This window comes from Streptomyces sp. NPDC026522 (assembly GCF_055567555.1).
Genome location: NZ_JBVHQF010000016.1, coordinates 85,736 through 100,499, shown reverse-complemented (window position 1 = coordinate 100,499; position 14,764 = coordinate 85,736). Strand labels below are relative to the sequence as shown.

The 14,764-nt window shown below is 74.5% G+C and carries 13 protein-coding genes; 7 read left to right on the top strand and 6 right to left on the bottom strand.

The window, feature by feature from the left end; all coding sequences use genetic code 11:
* Nucleotides 1–19: 19 nt before the first annotated feature.
* From ACZ4M3_RS32520 to ACZ4M3_RS32510, 3 genes are all read right to left on the bottom strand, one after another.
* Nucleotides 20–1,390, bottom strand: a complete 1,371-nt coding sequence (locus ACZ4M3_RS32520; protein WP_467738762.1) for a hypothetical protein — start codon at nucleotides 1,388–1,390, stop codon at nucleotides 20–22.
* Nucleotides 1,387–2,241 (bottom strand): cupredoxin domain-containing protein, encoded by an 855-nt coding sequence (locus tag ACZ4M3_RS32515; RefSeq protein ID WP_467738868.1) that lies wholly within the window; start codon nucleotides 2,239–2,241, stop codon nucleotides 1,387–1,389. Before ACZ4M3_RS32515 ends, ACZ4M3_RS32520 begins: the two co-directional genes overlap by 4 nt.
* A gap of 68 nt (nucleotides 2,242–2,309) precedes the next feature.
* A complete protein-coding gene (locus tag ACZ4M3_RS32510) occupies nucleotides 2,310–4,454 on the bottom strand; it encodes a right-handed parallel beta-helix repeat-containing protein (RefSeq protein ID WP_467738761.1) in 2,145 nt (714 codons plus the stop codon).
* A 196-nt stretch (nucleotides 4,455–4,650) separates the two neighbouring features.
* On the opposite strand from ACZ4M3_RS32510, the gene hmgA reads away from it, so the two are divergent.
* Together hmgA and ACZ4M3_RS32500 are read left to right on the top strand one after the other, a co-directional pair.
* Nucleotides 4,651–5,982: a homogentisate 1,2-dioxygenase gene (gene hmgA / locus ACZ4M3_RS32505; protein WP_467738759.1), complete on the top strand. Its 1,332-nt coding sequence runs from the start codon at nucleotides 4,651–4,653 to the stop codon at nucleotides 5,980–5,982.
* An 82-nt stretch (nucleotides 5,983–6,064) separates the two neighbouring features.
* Nucleotides 6,065–6,814 carry a GntR family transcriptional regulator gene (locus ACZ4M3_RS32500; protein WP_467738757.1) on the top strand — a complete coding sequence of 250 codons (750 nt, stop codon included), beginning with the start codon at nucleotides 6,065–6,067 and terminating at the stop codon, nucleotides 6,812–6,814.
* A gap of 30 nt (nucleotides 6,815–6,844) precedes the next feature.
* Here the strand turns inward: ACZ4M3_RS32500 and ACZ4M3_RS32495 are convergent, their stop codons facing one another.
* On the bottom strand, nucleotides 6,845–7,012 hold the full coding sequence (locus ACZ4M3_RS32495) for a hypothetical protein (protein ID WP_467738755.1): 168 nt from the start codon (nucleotides 7,010–7,012) through the stop codon (nucleotides 6,845–6,847).
* Nucleotides 7,013–7,160: 148 nt separating this feature from the next.
* Between ACZ4M3_RS32495 and ACZ4M3_RS32490 the strand changes: the two genes are divergently transcribed.
* On the top strand, nucleotides 7,161–8,285 hold the full coding sequence (locus tag ACZ4M3_RS32490) for a type ISP restriction/modification enzyme (protein WP_467738866.1): 1,125 nt from the start codon (nucleotides 7,161–7,163) through the stop codon (nucleotides 8,283–8,285).
* Between the two features lie 24 nt (nucleotides 8,286–8,309).
* On the opposite strand, the gene ACZ4M3_RS32485 is transcribed toward ACZ4M3_RS32490, so the two are convergent.
* Entirely contained in the window at nucleotides 8,310–9,026 is a 717-nt protein-coding gene (locus tag ACZ4M3_RS32485) for a TetR/AcrR family transcriptional regulator (protein ID WP_467738753.1), read from the bottom strand.
* 70 nt (nucleotides 9,027–9,096) lie between these two features.
* Here ACZ4M3_RS32485 and ACZ4M3_RS32480 point away from each other — a divergent pair, with 70 nt between their 5' ends.
* The 3 genes from ACZ4M3_RS32480 (at nucleotide 9,097) to ACZ4M3_RS32470 (ending at nucleotide 12,311) form a co-directional block, all read left to right on the top strand.
* The gene (locus ACZ4M3_RS32480; protein WP_467738751.1) at nucleotides 9,097–10,104 is read left to right on the top strand and encodes an ATP-binding cassette domain-containing protein; all 1,008 of its coding nucleotides are present in this window, start codon (nucleotides 9,097–9,099) and stop codon (nucleotides 10,102–10,104) included.
* A complete protein-coding gene (locus ACZ4M3_RS32475; RefSeq protein WP_467738749.1) occupies nucleotides 10,101–10,889 on the top strand; it encodes an ABC transporter permease in 789 nt (262 codons plus the stop codon). The genes ACZ4M3_RS32480 and ACZ4M3_RS32475 overlap by 4 nt, the downstream gene beginning before the upstream one ends.
* Nucleotides 10,890–11,087: 198 nt before the next feature.
* Nucleotides 11,088–12,311: a CaiB/BaiF CoA transferase family protein gene (locus tag ACZ4M3_RS32470; RefSeq protein WP_467738747.1), complete on the top strand. Its 1,224-nt coding sequence runs from the start codon at nucleotides 11,088–11,090 to the stop codon at nucleotides 12,309–12,311.
* 242 nt (nucleotides 12,312–12,553) lie between these two features.
* Here ACZ4M3_RS32470 and ACZ4M3_RS32465 read toward each other — a convergent pair whose 3' ends face one another.
* The gene (locus ACZ4M3_RS32465; RefSeq protein ID WP_136214965.1) at nucleotides 12,554–12,823 is read right to left on the bottom strand and encodes a hypothetical protein; all 270 of its coding nucleotides are present in this window, start codon (nucleotides 12,821–12,823) and stop codon (nucleotides 12,554–12,556) included.
* A gap of 274 nt (nucleotides 12,824–13,097) precedes the next feature.
* Here ACZ4M3_RS32465 and ACZ4M3_RS32460 point away from each other — a divergent pair, with 274 nt between their 5' ends.
* Nucleotides 13,098–14,750, top strand: coding sequence for a serine/threonine-protein kinase (locus tag ACZ4M3_RS32460; protein ID WP_467738745.1), 1,653 nt, complete (start codon nucleotides 13,098–13,100; stop codon nucleotides 14,748–14,750).
* The last annotated feature ends 14 nt before the right edge of the window (nucleotides 14,751–14,764 follow it).

Sequence of the window (14,764 nt, the reverse complement as noted above, 5' to 3'; positions counted from 1 at the left end):
GGCGCTCGGGTCGGCGGTCTCAGTTCAGCAGGAGGCTGAGTCCGCCGATGGTGTAGATGATCATCAGTGCGAGCAGCGGCAGTTGGCCCGCGACGGCCCTCGCCGGCGGGAAGAGGCGTACGGAGCGGTCGTGCGCCGCGATGACTCCGAGGACGTGGCCGGTGACCACGGCGACCACCTGGAGGGCGGCGAGGGCGCCGGGGCCCAGTGGCGGCAAGGGTTCGGGGGCGTTGTCAGTGCCCAGTGCCATGATTACTGTGCGTGGTCCTTCGGTGACGAGAAGGGAGAAGTAGTGGGCGGTGAGATAGCCGAGGGAGATCGGCACGAGTGAGTGCGCGAAGGCGGTCAGCGGGCCGGGGTGCGGGCCGCTGACGAGGCGGGTGGCCGCCGCGCACAGGCAGTACAGGGTGGCGACGAGGGTGACGGAACCGAGGAGTCCGAGCGTGGCCGCGGGGGTGCGGCCGAGGGGGGAGGTCTGTATCGCGTTGATCCAGGAGGGGTTGTCGGAGAAGCCGTCGTAGGCGGTGGAGCCGAGCAGGACACAGACGGTGGCGACGAGTCCGGGCCGCTCGGGCGTCGCGTCGAGTCCGTTGAAGGGGTTGCGGAGGACCAGGCGGCGGTCGTCACGACGGCCGAGGGGGGAGAGGCGGGCCAGGAGGTCGGAGTACGCCTCGAAGGCGTCTGCGGCGGCGAACCAGTTCTCGCCGAAGCGTGCGGCGAGGGCGAGTTGGACGGCGGCGTAGCCGCCGAGGGCGAACAGAAGGGTGGTGGTCGATGCGGGATCCGGTGAGACGAGCTCCAGCCAGGTGAAGCCGAACAGCCCGACCGCGGCGGGCCACTGGCCGAGTCCGGCGGGGAGCGGCCGGCCCGGGCCCCGGCGGGGCAGGGCCCGGGCGAGCAGCCGGTGCAGGGTGCGCAGCGGGTTGAGCAGGCGCCAGACGGGGCCGAAGAGGAGGGAGGCGGGGACGAGTCCGACCCAGAACAGGACGTAGACGGCGCCGGGAGCGGGGTTCCGCGCCGGATCGTCGGGACCGAGGAGGAGGTGGAGGAGTACGGCGAGGGCTGCGGCGAGGCCGAGTCCGCGCAGGGTGGTGCGGGTGGCCGGCGCGTCGGCCACCCGCTGGAGCCCGGCGGGCAGGGCGAGTCCGGAGCGGTCGCCGCGGAACCGGGAGGTGGACCAGAGCAGGCCGAGGGCGAGGAAGGAGACGAACAGCGCGGCGAAAGCGCCGGCGAACGCGTAGAAGGGAGATATCGGCAGATCGTGCTGGGATCCGATCCCGTGCGCGAGGAGGGTGACGGCCGGATCGGCCGGGTGCGGGACCACGTCCCGGGCACCGCGGTCACCCCCCGCGCACAGGGCGGAGCACAAGAGCGGTCGCGCTGGGGTCATCGGACGAGGAGCTGGGTCAGGACGAGGCCGGACTCGTGGGTCTCGACCTCGAACAGGCCGGTGCGGTCGGCCGTCAGGATCAGGGTGGCCTCCTGGCCTGCGGGCAGGGCGAGTTCCTTGTCGTAGCCGTGGACGTGCAGGGTGTCCGCGCGGTCGCTGGTGACCCGCAGGGCCACGCGCTCGCCGCGCGTCACCTCCATCCGGCCCGGGGCTGGGGTGACCTTGCCGGCCCGGACGGTGAGGGTGACCGTCCGGTCGGACTCCGGGGTCGCCGGCGGTGGGGTGGCGGCGTCGTGGGTGTGGCCGACTGCGCCGGGGGCTCCGCCGGTCAGCGGGACGGAGGCCTCCACCGCCTTGCCGCCGACGGCCCAGGCGGTGTGGTCGTCGGCGTACAGGCGGACGGTCAGGGTGTGCGCGCCCTCGGGCACCTGCGCCGCGGGCAGGTGGAACCAGGGGCCGTACACCCGGGCCAGCTTGCGGCCGTCGAGCTCCAGGTGGGCGTGGCCGGCCCCGGGGAGGGCGGCGCCGCCCGTGCTGTCGGGGGTGAAGCGGAAGCCGGTCACGGTCAGCTGGAGGTTCCAGCCGTCCTCGGAGTCGGGGCGTGCGGTGAGGTGTACCTGTGGCGCGCCCTCGGCCGGCACCTCGCGCAGGTGGTGGCCGGCGCCGTCCTGGGCGGGGAGCAGGGTGCCGACGTTGCCGGAGGCCTGCTCGTGGCTGGTGCCCGGCTTGTGGTGGGTGGTGGCCCGGCCCCCGCAGCCGGTGGCCGCGCCGCCCGTGAGCAGCACCAGGAGCGCGAACAGGACTGCGGTCCGGGCGGTCCGGCGGGGCCGGCGCGGCGCCCGGCGGGTCAGCGGGGCGCAGGCGTCGCAGGCGCTGCGGTCGGTGGCATGGGCGGCGGCGTGGTCGGCGGGGCGCTCGGTCACGGGGTCCCTCCGGTGGTGTCCGGTGAGTCCGGGATGGCTGCGGCGCTCAGGGCCGGGGGCGGGCCCGCCGGGACCGGGGCGCGGTCGCCGTCCGGGTCGCCGCCGGGTCCTGCGGGGCGGGCCGGGGTGGGGCCCGGGCGGGCGGAGGCGACGACCGCCCACAGGATCCAGAGCACCGCCACGGGGCCGCGGATCCAGGCGGGGCTCAGCGGGATCCACGGGATCATCAGGACGGCCTTGTCGAAGGCGTCGAGCAAGGTCAGCGCGCCGAGCAGCAGGGTCAGCCGGGCCAGCCAGGGCCGGTCCGGCCGCAGCGCCAGGCCGGCTCCCGTCCACCAGAGGCCCAGGAGCAGCAGGGCGAGCGCGGGGACGAAGGTCGCTTCGAGCGTCATGGTCGAGCCGGCGACGTCCAGCACCAGGCCCACCGCGCCCAGCAGCGACGCGGCCGTGCCGAGCCGCGAGTGGCGCAGGCGGCGGCGCCACAGCACCCCGCCGACCAGCAGCAGTACGGCGGCCACGGCGAGGGCGAGCTGTGTCTCCACCCGCTCCGGGCCGCGCGCGCCGTACCAGTCGCAGCCCGCGGGGAGTTTGCGCGCCTGGACGTTGTAGTCGGCGCAGACGAGCAGCTGGACCAGCTTGACCGGCTCGCCGGCCAGCCGCGCGGAGCCGCCGGAGACCGAGCCGCGGCGGCCTCCGCACTCGGGCAGGGTGCCGGGGGTCGAGCCGTCCGGCCCCGGTTGCCAGCAGTTGCCGCTGCCCTGGCCGTCCCACCACACGTCCATCCCGTTGGGACGGGAGGCGCCCGACTTGTCCTTGCCGAGGACGTTGTCGGCGTAGCGGTTGTGGTGGGAGGTGTCGGCCTGCTTGGACCACGCCTCCTCGCCGCGGATGAACGCGGGCACGGCGCTGAGGAAGAAGCCCGCGCGCCGTTGCCCGTACACCCAGTTGTTCTCGTACAGGTTCCAGTTGCCGCCCGCGGTGATGATGCCCGTGCCCGGGGGCATGGAGATCTGGGGGCAGACGACGCCCTGTTCGTAGCCGCGTTCGATGGGCGGCTTGGCGCAGGTGCCGTCGGCGACGTTGGGGTAGTAGTCCGCGTTGTTGTCGTGGATCAGGTTCCGCTCGAACTTGGCGTGGTTCTGGGGCAGTCCGGGGTGGCCGGGGAAGGCGCTGTCCATCGAGGCGCCGCCCATGTTCTGGTCGAACTCGTTGTCGTGCACCCAGACCGAGTCCCCGGCGGTGCCGGAGTAGCCGACCATGTTGTGGTGGCTGTGGCAGCCGGTGATCTCGATGGAGTAGCGCGGGACGTCGTAGCCGCGGCCGTCGTTGATGTTGGAGGCGCTGCCGGGGTAGATGCCGGAGTCCCCGTTCCCGTAGGACTCGCAGTTCTTGTACAGGCCGTGGTCGCTGGCGAAGGTCAGGAAGCCGTACTCGTCGTTCCAGCGGGTGAGCACGTCGTCGATGACGAAGCCGTCGCCCGCGAGGACGTACAGCGAGTTGAAGGTGGTGCGCTGGGCGGTGAAGTTGCGGAAGTAGATGCCGTTGGACTTGTCGGCCCGGATGGCGTTGAGCTTCTGGTACTTGGCGTCGATGACCACGTCGAGCCGGGAGGCGCCGGTGCCCTCGATCTGGAGGTCCGTCTTGCCGAGGACGGCGACCAGGTTCTGGTTGTGGCGGCACTGCTCCTGCTGCTCGTACGACAGGATCTGGTAGCCGAGTGCGGAGTTGGGGGCCTTGAGGTGGGCGCACTCCCCCGTCGGCTTGGGGAGCGAGGGCTCCTCCTCGTAGAGGCCGGGCAGGATCGCGATGTTCATCCCGGCCCGGTCGACGGCGTCGACGGCGTCCTGGAGGTGGCGGTAGCCGGTCTTCTCGCACCGCTCGTAGAGGGCGAGGTTGCGCTGCCTGAGGTCTTCGGGGAAGCCGGATATCCGGCGCTCGAAGTCCGGCCGGTCCGTCTTGCAGACCAGCAGGTCGGGCTCGGCCGTACGGTACCGGGGCACGGAGCCGGTTCCGTCGGGGAGGGTGACGGGGCGCTCCTCGTGCGCGGCGGCGGGGGGCGCGGCGGCGAGGAGGGACAGGAGAGCGAGGAGGGCGGCAAGGAGCACCGCCGGCACGGCAGGAATCCTGCGGGTCCACGGCATGCGCGAGAGAGTAGAGGAATGTTCACCTTTTCGGATCCCCTCGGGACCGAATCGCCCGAACTCCGCTCGCCGCCGCCCGGACTCCGCTCCCCGAGCGGACGCGGACCGCCTCGCCGGTCCTGGAAGCGTTGACGGCGGGCGGGCAGAAATCCTACTGTCAGGCATAGGATTCCTACGGCAGACCCGGGAGCGTTGCATGAGTGACGGCGGCAGCACCAGCGAGCAGGCCACGAAGACCGCGGAGGGACTGGCGTACCTCACCGGCTTCGGTAACGAGCACAGCTCCGAGGCCGTTCCCGGGGCGCTCCCCCATGGCCGGAACTCGCCCCAGCGTTCCCCCCTCGGCCTGTATGCCGAGCAGCTCAGCGGCAGCGCGTTCACCGAGCCCCGCACCCACAACCGCCGCTCCTGGCTCTACCGCATCCGCCCCTCGGCCGCGCACCCGCCCTTCACCCGCCTCGACAACGGCGCCCTGCGCACCGCGCCCTTCACCGAGACGGTCCCCGACCCCAACCGCCTGCGCTGGAACCCGCTCCCCGACCCGGCCCCCGGCACCGACTTCCTGGCCGGCCTGTGGACCCTCGGCGGCAACGGCGACGCCACCCAGCGCACCGGCATGGCCATCCACCTCTACGCCGCCAACGCGCCCATGACGGACCGGGTGTTCAGCGACTCCGACGGCGAGCTGCTCCTCGTCCCCGAGCGCGGCGGCCTGCTGCTGCGCACCGAATTCGGGCTGCTCAGCGCCCGCCCGGGCGAGATGGCGCTGATCCCGCGCGGCGTCCGGTTCCGTGTCGAGCTGCTGGACGAGGATGCCCGCGGCTACGTCTGCGAGAACTACGGGCAGCCCTTCGAGCTCCCGAACCTCGGCCCGATCGGCGCCAACGGCCTCGCCGCCGCCCGGGACTTCCGGGCCCCGGTGGCGGCGTACGAGGACGTCGAGCGGCCGACCGAGGTGGTCAACAAGTTCTGCGGCAACCTCTGGTCCGCGACCTACGACCACTCCCCGCTCGACGTGGTCGCCTGGCACGGCACGCACACCCCGTACGTCTACGACATGCGCCGCTTCAACGTGATCGGATCCATCAGCTTCGACCACCCGGACCCGTCGATCTTCACCGTACTGACCTCGCCCTCCGACACCCCGGGGCTCGCGGGCGTGGACTTCGTCGTCTTCGCGCCCCGCTGGCTGGTCGGGGAGGACACCTTCCGGCCGCCGTACTTCCACCGGAACGTGATGAGCGAGTACATGGGCCTGATCGAGGGCGCCTACGACGCCAAGGCCGAGGGCTTCGTGCCCGGCGGCGGCTCGCTGCACAACATGATGTCCGCGCACGGACCGGACCGCGAGACCTTCGACCGGGCGAGCGCCGCGGAGCTGAAGCCGCAGAAGATCGACGACGGTCTGGCGTTCATGTTCGAGACCCGCTGGCCCGTCACCGCCACCGCCCAGGCGGCGAGCGCCGAGCACCTCCAGCGCGGGTACGACGACGTGTGGCAGGGTCTGGAGCGCCACTTCCGCGCCTGAAGGGTGCCGGTCGTCAAAACCCTGCCCCGAAAGCCATGCCCGCGAAAGACCCGCCCCCGTCCCGCCCGTACGGAGAAACACCGTGACCGCCTTCGCCCCCGACTCCCTGGTGCTGAACCGGAAGCTTCCGCTCTGGTACCAGGTCTCCCAGTCGCTGCGCGCCTCGATACTGGGGCGCTCCCCGGACGCCTCGCTGCGGCTGCCCACCGAGGAGCAGCTGGCCGAGCACTACGGGGTGAGCGTGCTGACGATGCGCCAGGCGCTCAAGGAGCTGGAGGGCGAGGGGCTGATCAGCCGGCACCGCCGGCGCGGCACCTTCATCGAACCGGGCGCCCGGCGCGGGGCGCCCGTGCGGCTGCTCGGTTCGGTGGACGCGATCGTGGCCCAGCAGTCGGGCGAACGTACGACGGTCCTCGGCCACACCCGCGCGGCGGTGGCCGGGGACCTGCTGGAGTTCTTCCCGGACACCGCGGAGGTGGTCACCTACCGCCGGCTGCGCCACGACAGCCACACCGGCGAGCCGAGCAACTGGGCGGAGAACGCGGTGCTCCCGGAGCTGGCCCGCGCGATCGATCCGGCGGATCTGGAGCGCTGGCCGATGACGAAGGTGATCCGGGACGTCGCGGGCGTGCGGATCAGCCGGATCACCGACACGGTGGAGGCCCGGCTCGCCGACCCGGAGACCGCCGAGCTGCTGGCCGTCCCGCTGCTCAGCCCGATCCTGCACTACACGGGGGTGACGTACGACGAGGACGGCCGGGTCGTGGACGTCGCGCGGATCCGTTACCGGGGCGACCGGTTCTCGTTCACCGTGACCGTCGACGCGACCTGAGCGGCGCGCGGGCCCGCGGCCCGCGCCCGTTCACCGTGGGCGTTCTTCCTCCTCCGTACCCCGCTCTCCCTCCGCCTGGGAGGGCGTGCCGCGCATGGTCTGCGGGTGCCGCTGCTGCTTCTCCTTCTCGTCCATGTCTTCGTCGAGGCGCTCGCCCTCGGCCTGCGACGGGGTCGAGTATTCGTCGTACTGACTCATGGCCGCCTCCTGTCGGATATGCGTACATAGGCGTACACAAGGAGCGTAACCCTTGGCCCCGGAGCGGGCCCGGCCACCGCTGCCCGTCGATACCATCGGCCGCGTGAGCCCTGACGTACCGCCGCAGAACCCGCTGCTGGACGATCTGATGCCCTGGGCCGTACGCCCCCCGCGCCTGGGGCGGGACTGGGTCGCGGCCGCCGACCCCGCCACCCTGCGGGCCCGCTGGACGGCGCTCGCCGCAGCCGAAGGCGCGGAGCAGGAGCGGTTGTTCCGCCCCGCCCGCGGCCGTACGCCCGCCACCGGGGCGGCCGCGCTGCCCGGTCAGCGCTCCGCCACCACCCCCTTCGCGGTCTCCCCCGGCCCCTGCCCGCAGCCCGTACGCGTCCTGCGCGCCCCCTTCGACGAGCAGTGGCTGCTGCCGGACCAGCGGCTCATCGACGCGGCCCGCCCCGAACTGTGGCGGGTCCGCGACGAGCCGCAGCTGTTCCTCGTGGAGGCCCCGGAGCCGCTGGTCACCGCCCATCTGCCGATCGGCCGCCCCGGCCGTGTGCGCCCCTTGTACCGGCGCCCCGGCGGCGCGGAGCCCAACCTCGCACCGGGCCTGGCGGCCCTGCTGGGCGAGCACCACGGCGGCCCGGTCACCCCGCAGGACGTCCTCTGCTGGATCCTGGCGGCGGGCCGCCCCGGGCCCCGGGGGGCGTACGAGGTCCCGCTCGCCGCCGACCCGGAGCACTGGCGCGCCGGGCTGGAGCTGGGCCGGCGGCTGCTCGCGGTGCAGCTGCGCGGCGCGCGGGGCGGTGACCCGCCCCGGCTGCCGGGCGGGCGCCGGCCGTACGTCCGCTCGGCGGTCACGGCCTGGCCGGCCGCCCTCGCGTACGACCCGGGGACCGAGACGCTGACCCTGGGGGACGGGAGCATCTCCCCCGTCCCGGCGGCCGCGTGGGAGTACGAGGCGCAGGGCGCGCGGGTACTGGAGGCCTGGTTCGCGGCCCGCACCGGCCACCGGGCGGCGCAGGCGCAAGGGCTGGCGGCCCTGGGTCCCGCCGAGTGGCCGCAGGCCTGGACCTCGGAGCTGCTGTCCCTGGTGACGACCTTGGCACTGCTCGCGGATCTGGCTCCGCTGCGGGCGGCGTTCGAGCCGGGGCCGTCGCTGTCGCCCGCCGCGCTGGAAGCCGCCGGGGTACTGCCCCCGCCGCGCTGGGCCCGGCGCCCGGCCTCGGTCCTGGACCACGAGGAGGAGGGGCCGGGCGGCCAGTTCGCCCTCCTGTAGGTCAGCGCTGCCGCGGGCCCAGGCTTACGGCGCCCACGCCCCCAGCAGCCGCGACACCGAGCGGTCGAACGCCTCGCCCAGGTCGGCGGGGATGCCCGTCCACCCCGCGAGGGCGGCGGCCAGCCTCGGGTACTCCCCCGTCGCGATGCGGGAGGCCAGCCATGCCGTCCGTACGCCCTGCTCCTCGGCCTCGCTCCAGGGCAGGGTGCGCGCCCGTTCGGCCAGGGCCAGTTCGCTCGACACGTACGTGGCCACCGTGCCGTTGACGGCCGCGATCAGCTCCAGCTTCTCCCCGTCCGGCACGTCCAGCGGGGCCAGACAGGCCAGGCTGTGCTCCAGGTACCGCAGGGCGTTGGGGCCGAACCCGTACACCGGGCTCAGCAGCCGGGGCAGCCAGGGGTGGCGGTGCATGAGCGTGCGCGTCTGACGGGCCAGGGCCAGCAGGTCGGCGTGCCAGTCGCCGGTCGGCGGGGCGTAGGAGTACTCGCCGCTCACCGCGTCGACCATCAGCTCGTACAGGTCCTCCTTGCGCGGGACGTAGTTGTACAGGGACATCGTCCCGGCGCCGATCCCGGCCGCGACCCGGCGCATGGAGACGGCGTCGATGCCCTCCGCGTCGGCGATCCGCACCGCTTCGGCCGCGATCGAGTCACGACTGTGCGCGGGCCGGGGGCCCCGGCCGGCCCGCTGCGGGCGGGCCCAGATCACTTCGGGTTCCGCGGTGCGGCCGCCGGGCGTCATCCGCTCATCTCCTCGTCCATCGCCCCATCGTAGTTACGTACACCGTACGCAGTGCGGTAGGGTGCCACACATGACTACTACGTACGCTGTACTTAGTGAGGGTCTGGAAAAGAGTTACGGGGAGGTCCACGCCCTGCGCGGTCTGGACCTGGCCGTCCCGGAAGGCACGGTGTGCGGCCTCCTCGGCCCCAACGGCGCGGGCAAGACCACCGCCGTCCGCGTCTTCACCACCCTCACCGCACCCACCGGCGGCCGGGCCCTGGTCGCCGGTCACGACGTCAGCCGCGATCCGGCCGTGGTACGCCGCGCCATCGGGGTCACCGGCCAGTACGCCTCGGTGGACGGGGACCTGACGGGCCGGGAGAACCTGCGGCTCTTCGCCCGCCTCGCGGGGCTGCGCGGTGCGGCCGGCCGGAGCCGGGCCGACGAACTGCTGGACCGCTTCGCCCTGGGCGAGGCGGCCGACCGGGTCGCCTCCACCTGGTCGGGCGGTATGAAGCGGCGCCTGGACCTGGCCGCGGGACTGATCAACCGCCCCCGGGTGCTGTTCCTGGACGAGCCGACGACCGGCCTCGATCCGGCGGCGCGCGAGCAGATCTGGGCGGCCGTACGGGAACTCGCCGACGAGGGCACGAGCGTCCTGCTCACCACCCAGTACCTGGAGGAGGCCGACCGGCTCGCCGACGACATCGTGGTGGTCGACGGCGGCCGGGCCGTGGCCGGCGGCGCCCCCGCCGAGCTCAAGGCCCGCATCGGGTCCTACGCCGAGGTCACCGTCGCCGACCCGGCGGCCCTCGCGGGAGCGGCGGTCGTCCTCGACCAGCTCACCGGCGGCCGGCCCGTCCTGGACGGGGAACGCCTCACGGTCGGCGCCACGGTCCTGGACGCCGGCTTGACCCTGCCCCGGATCATCCGCGCCCTCGACGCCGCCGCGATCCCGCTCACCGACGCCGCACTGCGCCCGCCCACCCTCGACGAGGTGTTCCTGCGCCTCACCCGGGTCCGGTCCGGCACCGCCACCGGCACCGCCACCGCCACCGCCACCGCCACCGGCCACGCGAAGGAGAACGCGGCATGAGCACCCTGCTGTCCGACGGCGGCGCCGTCTTCACCCGGCAGTTGCAGAAGGCCCGCCACGCGCCGGCGCTGCTGATCCTCACCCAGACGATGCCGATCACCATGCTGCTCTTCTTCGGCTACGTCTTCGGCAGCGCGCTCGCCATGCCGGGCTCGGAGTACCGGGAGTTCCTGGTGCCGGGGCTGCTCGCCGCCACCGCCGCGAACGGCCTGATGACCGGTATGTTCACCGCCGCCCAGGACGCCCACCGGGGGGTGATGGACCGGTTCCGCACGCTGCCGATGAGCCGGGCCGCCGTACCGCTCGGGCAGACCGCCGCCGATCTGCTGACCACCGCGCTGTCGATGGTGCCGCTGATGCTCGTGGGGTTGGCGATGGGCTGGCGGACCGAGCACGGGCTGCCGGGCGCGCTCGGCGCCCTCGGGGTGCTGCTGCTGTTCCGCTTCGCCACGGCCTGGACGGGTACGTATCTGGGGCTGCTGAGCAAGAGCGAGGAGGCGGCCGGGCAGTTGGGCAGCGCCACCTTCGTCCTGCCGATGCTCTCCAGCGCGTACCTGCCCACCGCCGGGCTGCCCGGGTGGCTCCGGGCGGTGGCCGAGTGGAACCCGATCAGCGCGGTGGCGGGCGCGGTGCGCGTGTTGTGCGGGAACGCGGGCGGCGAGGCCGTGGCGGGAGCCGCCTGGCCGGCGGCCCATCCGGTGGCCGGGGCGGTGCTCTGGTCCCTGGTCCTGCTGGCGCTGTTCGGGCCGACGGCCGCGCGCCGCTTCGCCCGCGGCCTGAACTGAAACCGGGGCGGCCCCGTCGCGGCCTCCCGGGCCGCCGCTGAAACCGGGGCGGCTCCGCGGCCTCCCGGGGCGCCGCTGAAACCGGGGCGGCTCCGCGGCCTCCCGGGCCGTCAGCCGCCCGGCGGCCGGGCGGAGCCCGCGAGATCTCGGCACCCTGCGGGGTGACAGGCCCGGGTCCGAGCCGGTAGGCAGGCTGTCATGGCTCCTGATACGCACCCCGCGCCGCCCGCCGCCGATCCGCTGCCCCTCGACGGCATCACCGTCGTCGCCGTCGAACAGGCCGTCTCGGCCCCCTTCGCCACCCGCCAGCTCGCCGATCTGGGCGCGCGGGTGGTCAAGGTAGAGCGCCCCGACGGCGGCGACTTCGCCCGCGCCTACGACACCACCGCCCAGGGCCTCGCCTCGCACTTCGTCTGGGCCAACCGCGGCAAGGAGTCGATCGCGCTGGACCTCAAGGATCCGCGCGGGCGGGACGTCCTGCACGGCCTGCTGGACGGCGCCGACGTCTTCGTCCAGAACCTCGCCCACGGCGCCGCCGCCCGGCTCGGCATCGACTCGGCCGCGCTGTGCGCCCGTTACCCGCGGCTGATCGCCGTGGACATCTCCGGTTACGGCCCCGAGGGCCCGTACGCGCACAAACGCGCCTACGACATGCTCGTCCAGTGCGAGGCGGGGCTGGTGTCGGTGACCGGCACCCCGGACCGGCCCGTCAAGGCGGGGATCCCGGCGGCCGACATCGCGGCCGCCATGTACGCCTTCTCGGGGGTGCTCGCCGCCCTGCTGCGCCGCGGGACCACCGGGCGCGGGGGCAGGGTGGAGGTGTCGATGCTGGACGCCCTCGCGGAGTGGATGGGCCATCCCCTGCACCACACGATGCACGGCGGGAGCCAGCCGGTACGGACCGGTCTCGCGCACGCGGTCATCGCACCCTACGACGCCTACCCGACGGCCGACGGGGACCGCGTCCTGCTGTCCGTACAGAACGACCGCGAGTGGCGCCGCCTCGCGCAACAGGTCCTGTACCGACCCGAGTTGGCCGACGATCCGGCGTACGCGACGAACGCCGCACGCACCCGCGGCCGGGAGAAGACCGACGCGGTGGTGGCGGAGGCGCTCGCCACGCTCGGTGCGGACGAGGCGATCGGGCGCCTGGAGGCGGCGGGCATCGCGTGCGCACGGCTGAACTCGGTGTCCCGGCTCGCCGCGCACCCCCAGCTGGCGGCCCGGGACCGCTGGCGTGAGGTGGGCTCACCGGTGGGCCCGCTGCGGGCGCTGCTGCCGCCGATCGGGCTGCCGGACGGCCCGCCGCCGCGGATGGGAGCCGTGCCGGCGCTCGGCGAGCACACCGGGGCGCTGCTGCGCGGCCTGGGAATGACGGACGAGCGGATCACGGCGCTGCGCCGGGACGGTGTGATCGCCTGACGCTACGGGAGTCCGGTCGGCCGGGTCCGGCCGGGCTCCCAGGCGCCCGCAACCGGGCCCGGCAGCCCGGCGCGGGCGCGCCGGGCTGCCGGGTGCGGCGGGGTACGGCCAGGCACGGCCGGGAACACCGGCTGCCACCGGGAAGGGCCGGTGCACACCGGCGCCCCGAAGGCACTGCCGGAGTGCATCGGGGGCGGGACGGGGCCGGGGGTGCGGCCGGGCCGGCCGCCTCGCAGGGGCAGTTACGAGCGGCGGCTGCCGAAGAGGGTGCGCCGCAGCCGGCGCAGCGGCGCGAACAGCGCGACGCGCGCGCTCCGGCTCCGCTGGACGTGCGTGTGGTCGCGGGAGGTGAGTTCGCGCATCAGCAGCGTCGCCTCCGCGGCCTCGTGGTGCGGGACGGCGGGTCCGCCCAGCACGGCGAGATGGCGGTCGAGGCGCGAACTGGTCGCACTGCTGCCGCAGGTGATGGCAGGCACGCGAGGCGGCCTGCTGCGCATTGCTATCTGTTCCATGTCTCTCCCCACCCGTACGAGGGCACCCGGCCCGGGCAGGTTAACCCTATCGTCCCGGCGTCGCCCCCGGGTATCCCGGTGGTGTGAATTACCCCTATACCTACGGGGAGTTGACGATTACTCAGCGCAGTCGGCGATCACTCTCCGCACAGGCCGGACCGGTCCGGATCCGCATCGGCGGCTCCATTGCGGCGGTCCCGTCACGACCGGGGCCGACGCCCTCCCGCTGCGCTAACTTGGAGTGATCGTCCGGTAACGCGTACGGGGGGCTCGGGTGAGCGGAAACGTGGATGGGGACGGGCGTGTCATCGCCGGCCGGTACCGGCTGCTGGGTCCGCTGGGCCGGGGCGGCATGGGCACGGTGTGGCGGGCGCGGGACGAGGTGCTCGGCCGCGAGGTCGCGGTGAAGGAGGTCCGGGCTCCCACCGGGCTGGACGCGGCCGAGGTCGAGCGGATGTACCGGCGGCTGGAGCGGGAGGCCCGGGCGGCGGCCCGGATCTCGCACCGCGGGGTGGTGACCGTCTACGACGTGGCGACCGACGACGGCCGGCCCTGGATCGTGATGGAGCTGGTGCGCGGGCTCTCGCTGGCGGAGGTACTGGAGGGCGAGGGGCCGATGCCCCCGCAACGGGCGGCGCACATCGGCGAACAGGTGCTGGCCGCGCTGCGCTCCGCGCACGGGTCGGGGGTGGTGCACCGGGACGTCAAGCCCGCCAACGTGCTGGTCGCCAATGACGGCCGGGTCCTCCTCGGCGACTTCGGGATCGCGAGCCTGGAGGGCTCGTCCGCGATCACGATGACCGGAGAGGTGGTGGGATCGCCCGAGTTCCTGGCACCGGAGCGGGCGCTGGGCCGTGAGCCGGGTCCCGCGTCCGACCTGTGGTCGCTCGGGGTGCTGTTGTACGCGGCCGTCGAGGGGGCTCCGCCGTTCCGCCGGGACACCCCGCCGGCCACGCTGCGGGCAGTGGTGGAGGGTGAGCTGCCGCCGCCGCGCCGGGCCGGGCCGCTGGCGCCCGTACTGGAGGGGCTGCTGCGCAAGGACCCGGCCGAGCGGCTGCCCGCGGCGGAGGCGGCCCGGATGCTGCGCATCGTCGGCGCGGGAGGGACCGTACGGGCCCCGGGCGGCCCGGGGTCGGGGCCGGACGCGCCGGCGACCCGGAGGTACGCGTCGTCGGGGCCCGCCGCGCCGACGGCACCGGTGTACGGACACGGCTCGGCTCCGGGTCCCTACGGCCCCGCGCCCACGACGCCCGTCGGCACCCGGGACGCCGCTCCGCGATCCCGGCGGACGCGGGCCGGGCTGGTGCTGACCGCCGGGATCGTGGTGCTGCTCGCGGCGGTGCTGACGCTGGGGTGGCTGCTGCTCGACGACCGCGGGGGGCCGGGCGCGCCCGGCGGCGGGAGCGGCCCGGCCGGCCCGGCGCCCGCACCCACGACCCCGTCGCCGGTCCCTTCGGCATCGCCCACGGTGTCATCCTCGGCGAGCGGCAGCCCGGCGCCGGGGCAGCAGGTGACGCTGTACGTCCACACCCTGCACGGCGGTTACCGCGGCGCCTGCCCGCCGCGCCCGGCCGACGCGCCCGCCTTCACCGGCACGATCGAGGTGGCCGCCGTCCCCGCCGAGGTGGAGTACCGCTGGGTGACCCGCGGTGCGGCCGCCTCGGAAGCGGGCTGGCAGAGCGTCACGTACGAGGCGGGCGGCGCACGGACCCGGCAGTTCGACCACACCGAGTCCGGCCGCGGGGCCGGTGGCGGCTCCGACGACGCGGTCCGGCTGGAGGTGCGCCGGCCCGCCCGGGCGGTCTCGGCGTGGCTGGACTTCTCCGTGACGTGCGAGGAGGAGACCCCGTCGGCCGGGGCCTCCTCCATGCCGCCGGCTCCCTCCGGCTCCCCGAGCCCGGCGCCGGACCCGGGGAGTACTCCGTAGCGGCCGGCCGGGCC

Coding starts and splice junctions, on each gene's coding strand:
- ACZ4M3_RS32520 (WP_467738762.1), bottom strand. CDS start 1,390: ATGACCCCAGCGCGACCGCTCTTGTGCTCCGCCCTGTGCGCGGGGGGT.
- ACZ4M3_RS32510 (WP_467738761.1), bottom strand. CDS start 4,454: ATGCCGTGGACCCGCAGGATTCCTGCCGTGCCGGCGGTGCTCCTTGCC.
- hmgA (WP_467738759.1), top strand. CDS start 4,651: ATGAGTGACGGCGGCAGCACCAGCGAGCAGGCCACGAAGACCGCGGAG.
- ACZ4M3_RS32495 (WP_467738755.1), bottom strand. CDS start 7,012: ATGAGTCAGTACGACGAATACTCGACCCCGTCGCAGGCCGAGGGCGAG.
- ACZ4M3_RS32490 (WP_467738866.1), top strand. CDS start 7,161: ATGCCCTGGGCCGTACGCCCCCCGCGCCTGGGGCGGGACTGGGTCGCG.
- ACZ4M3_RS32485 (WP_467738753.1), bottom strand. CDS start 9,026: ATGACGCCCGGCGGCCGCACCGCGGAACCCGAAGTGATCTGGGCCCGC.
- ACZ4M3_RS32480 (WP_467738751.1), top strand. CDS start 9,097: ATGACTACTACGTACGCTGTACTTAGTGAGGGTCTGGAAAAGAGTTAC.
- ACZ4M3_RS32475 (WP_467738749.1), top strand. CDS start 10,101: ATGAGCACCCTGCTGTCCGACGGCGGCGCCGTCTTCACCCGGCAGTTG.
- ACZ4M3_RS32470 (WP_467738747.1), top strand. CDS start 11,088: ATGGCTCCTGATACGCACCCCGCGCCGCCCGCCGCCGATCCGCTGCCC.
- ACZ4M3_RS32465 (WP_136214965.1), bottom strand. CDS start 12,823: ATGGAACAGATAGCAATGCGCAGCAGGCCGCCTCGCGTGCCTGCCATC.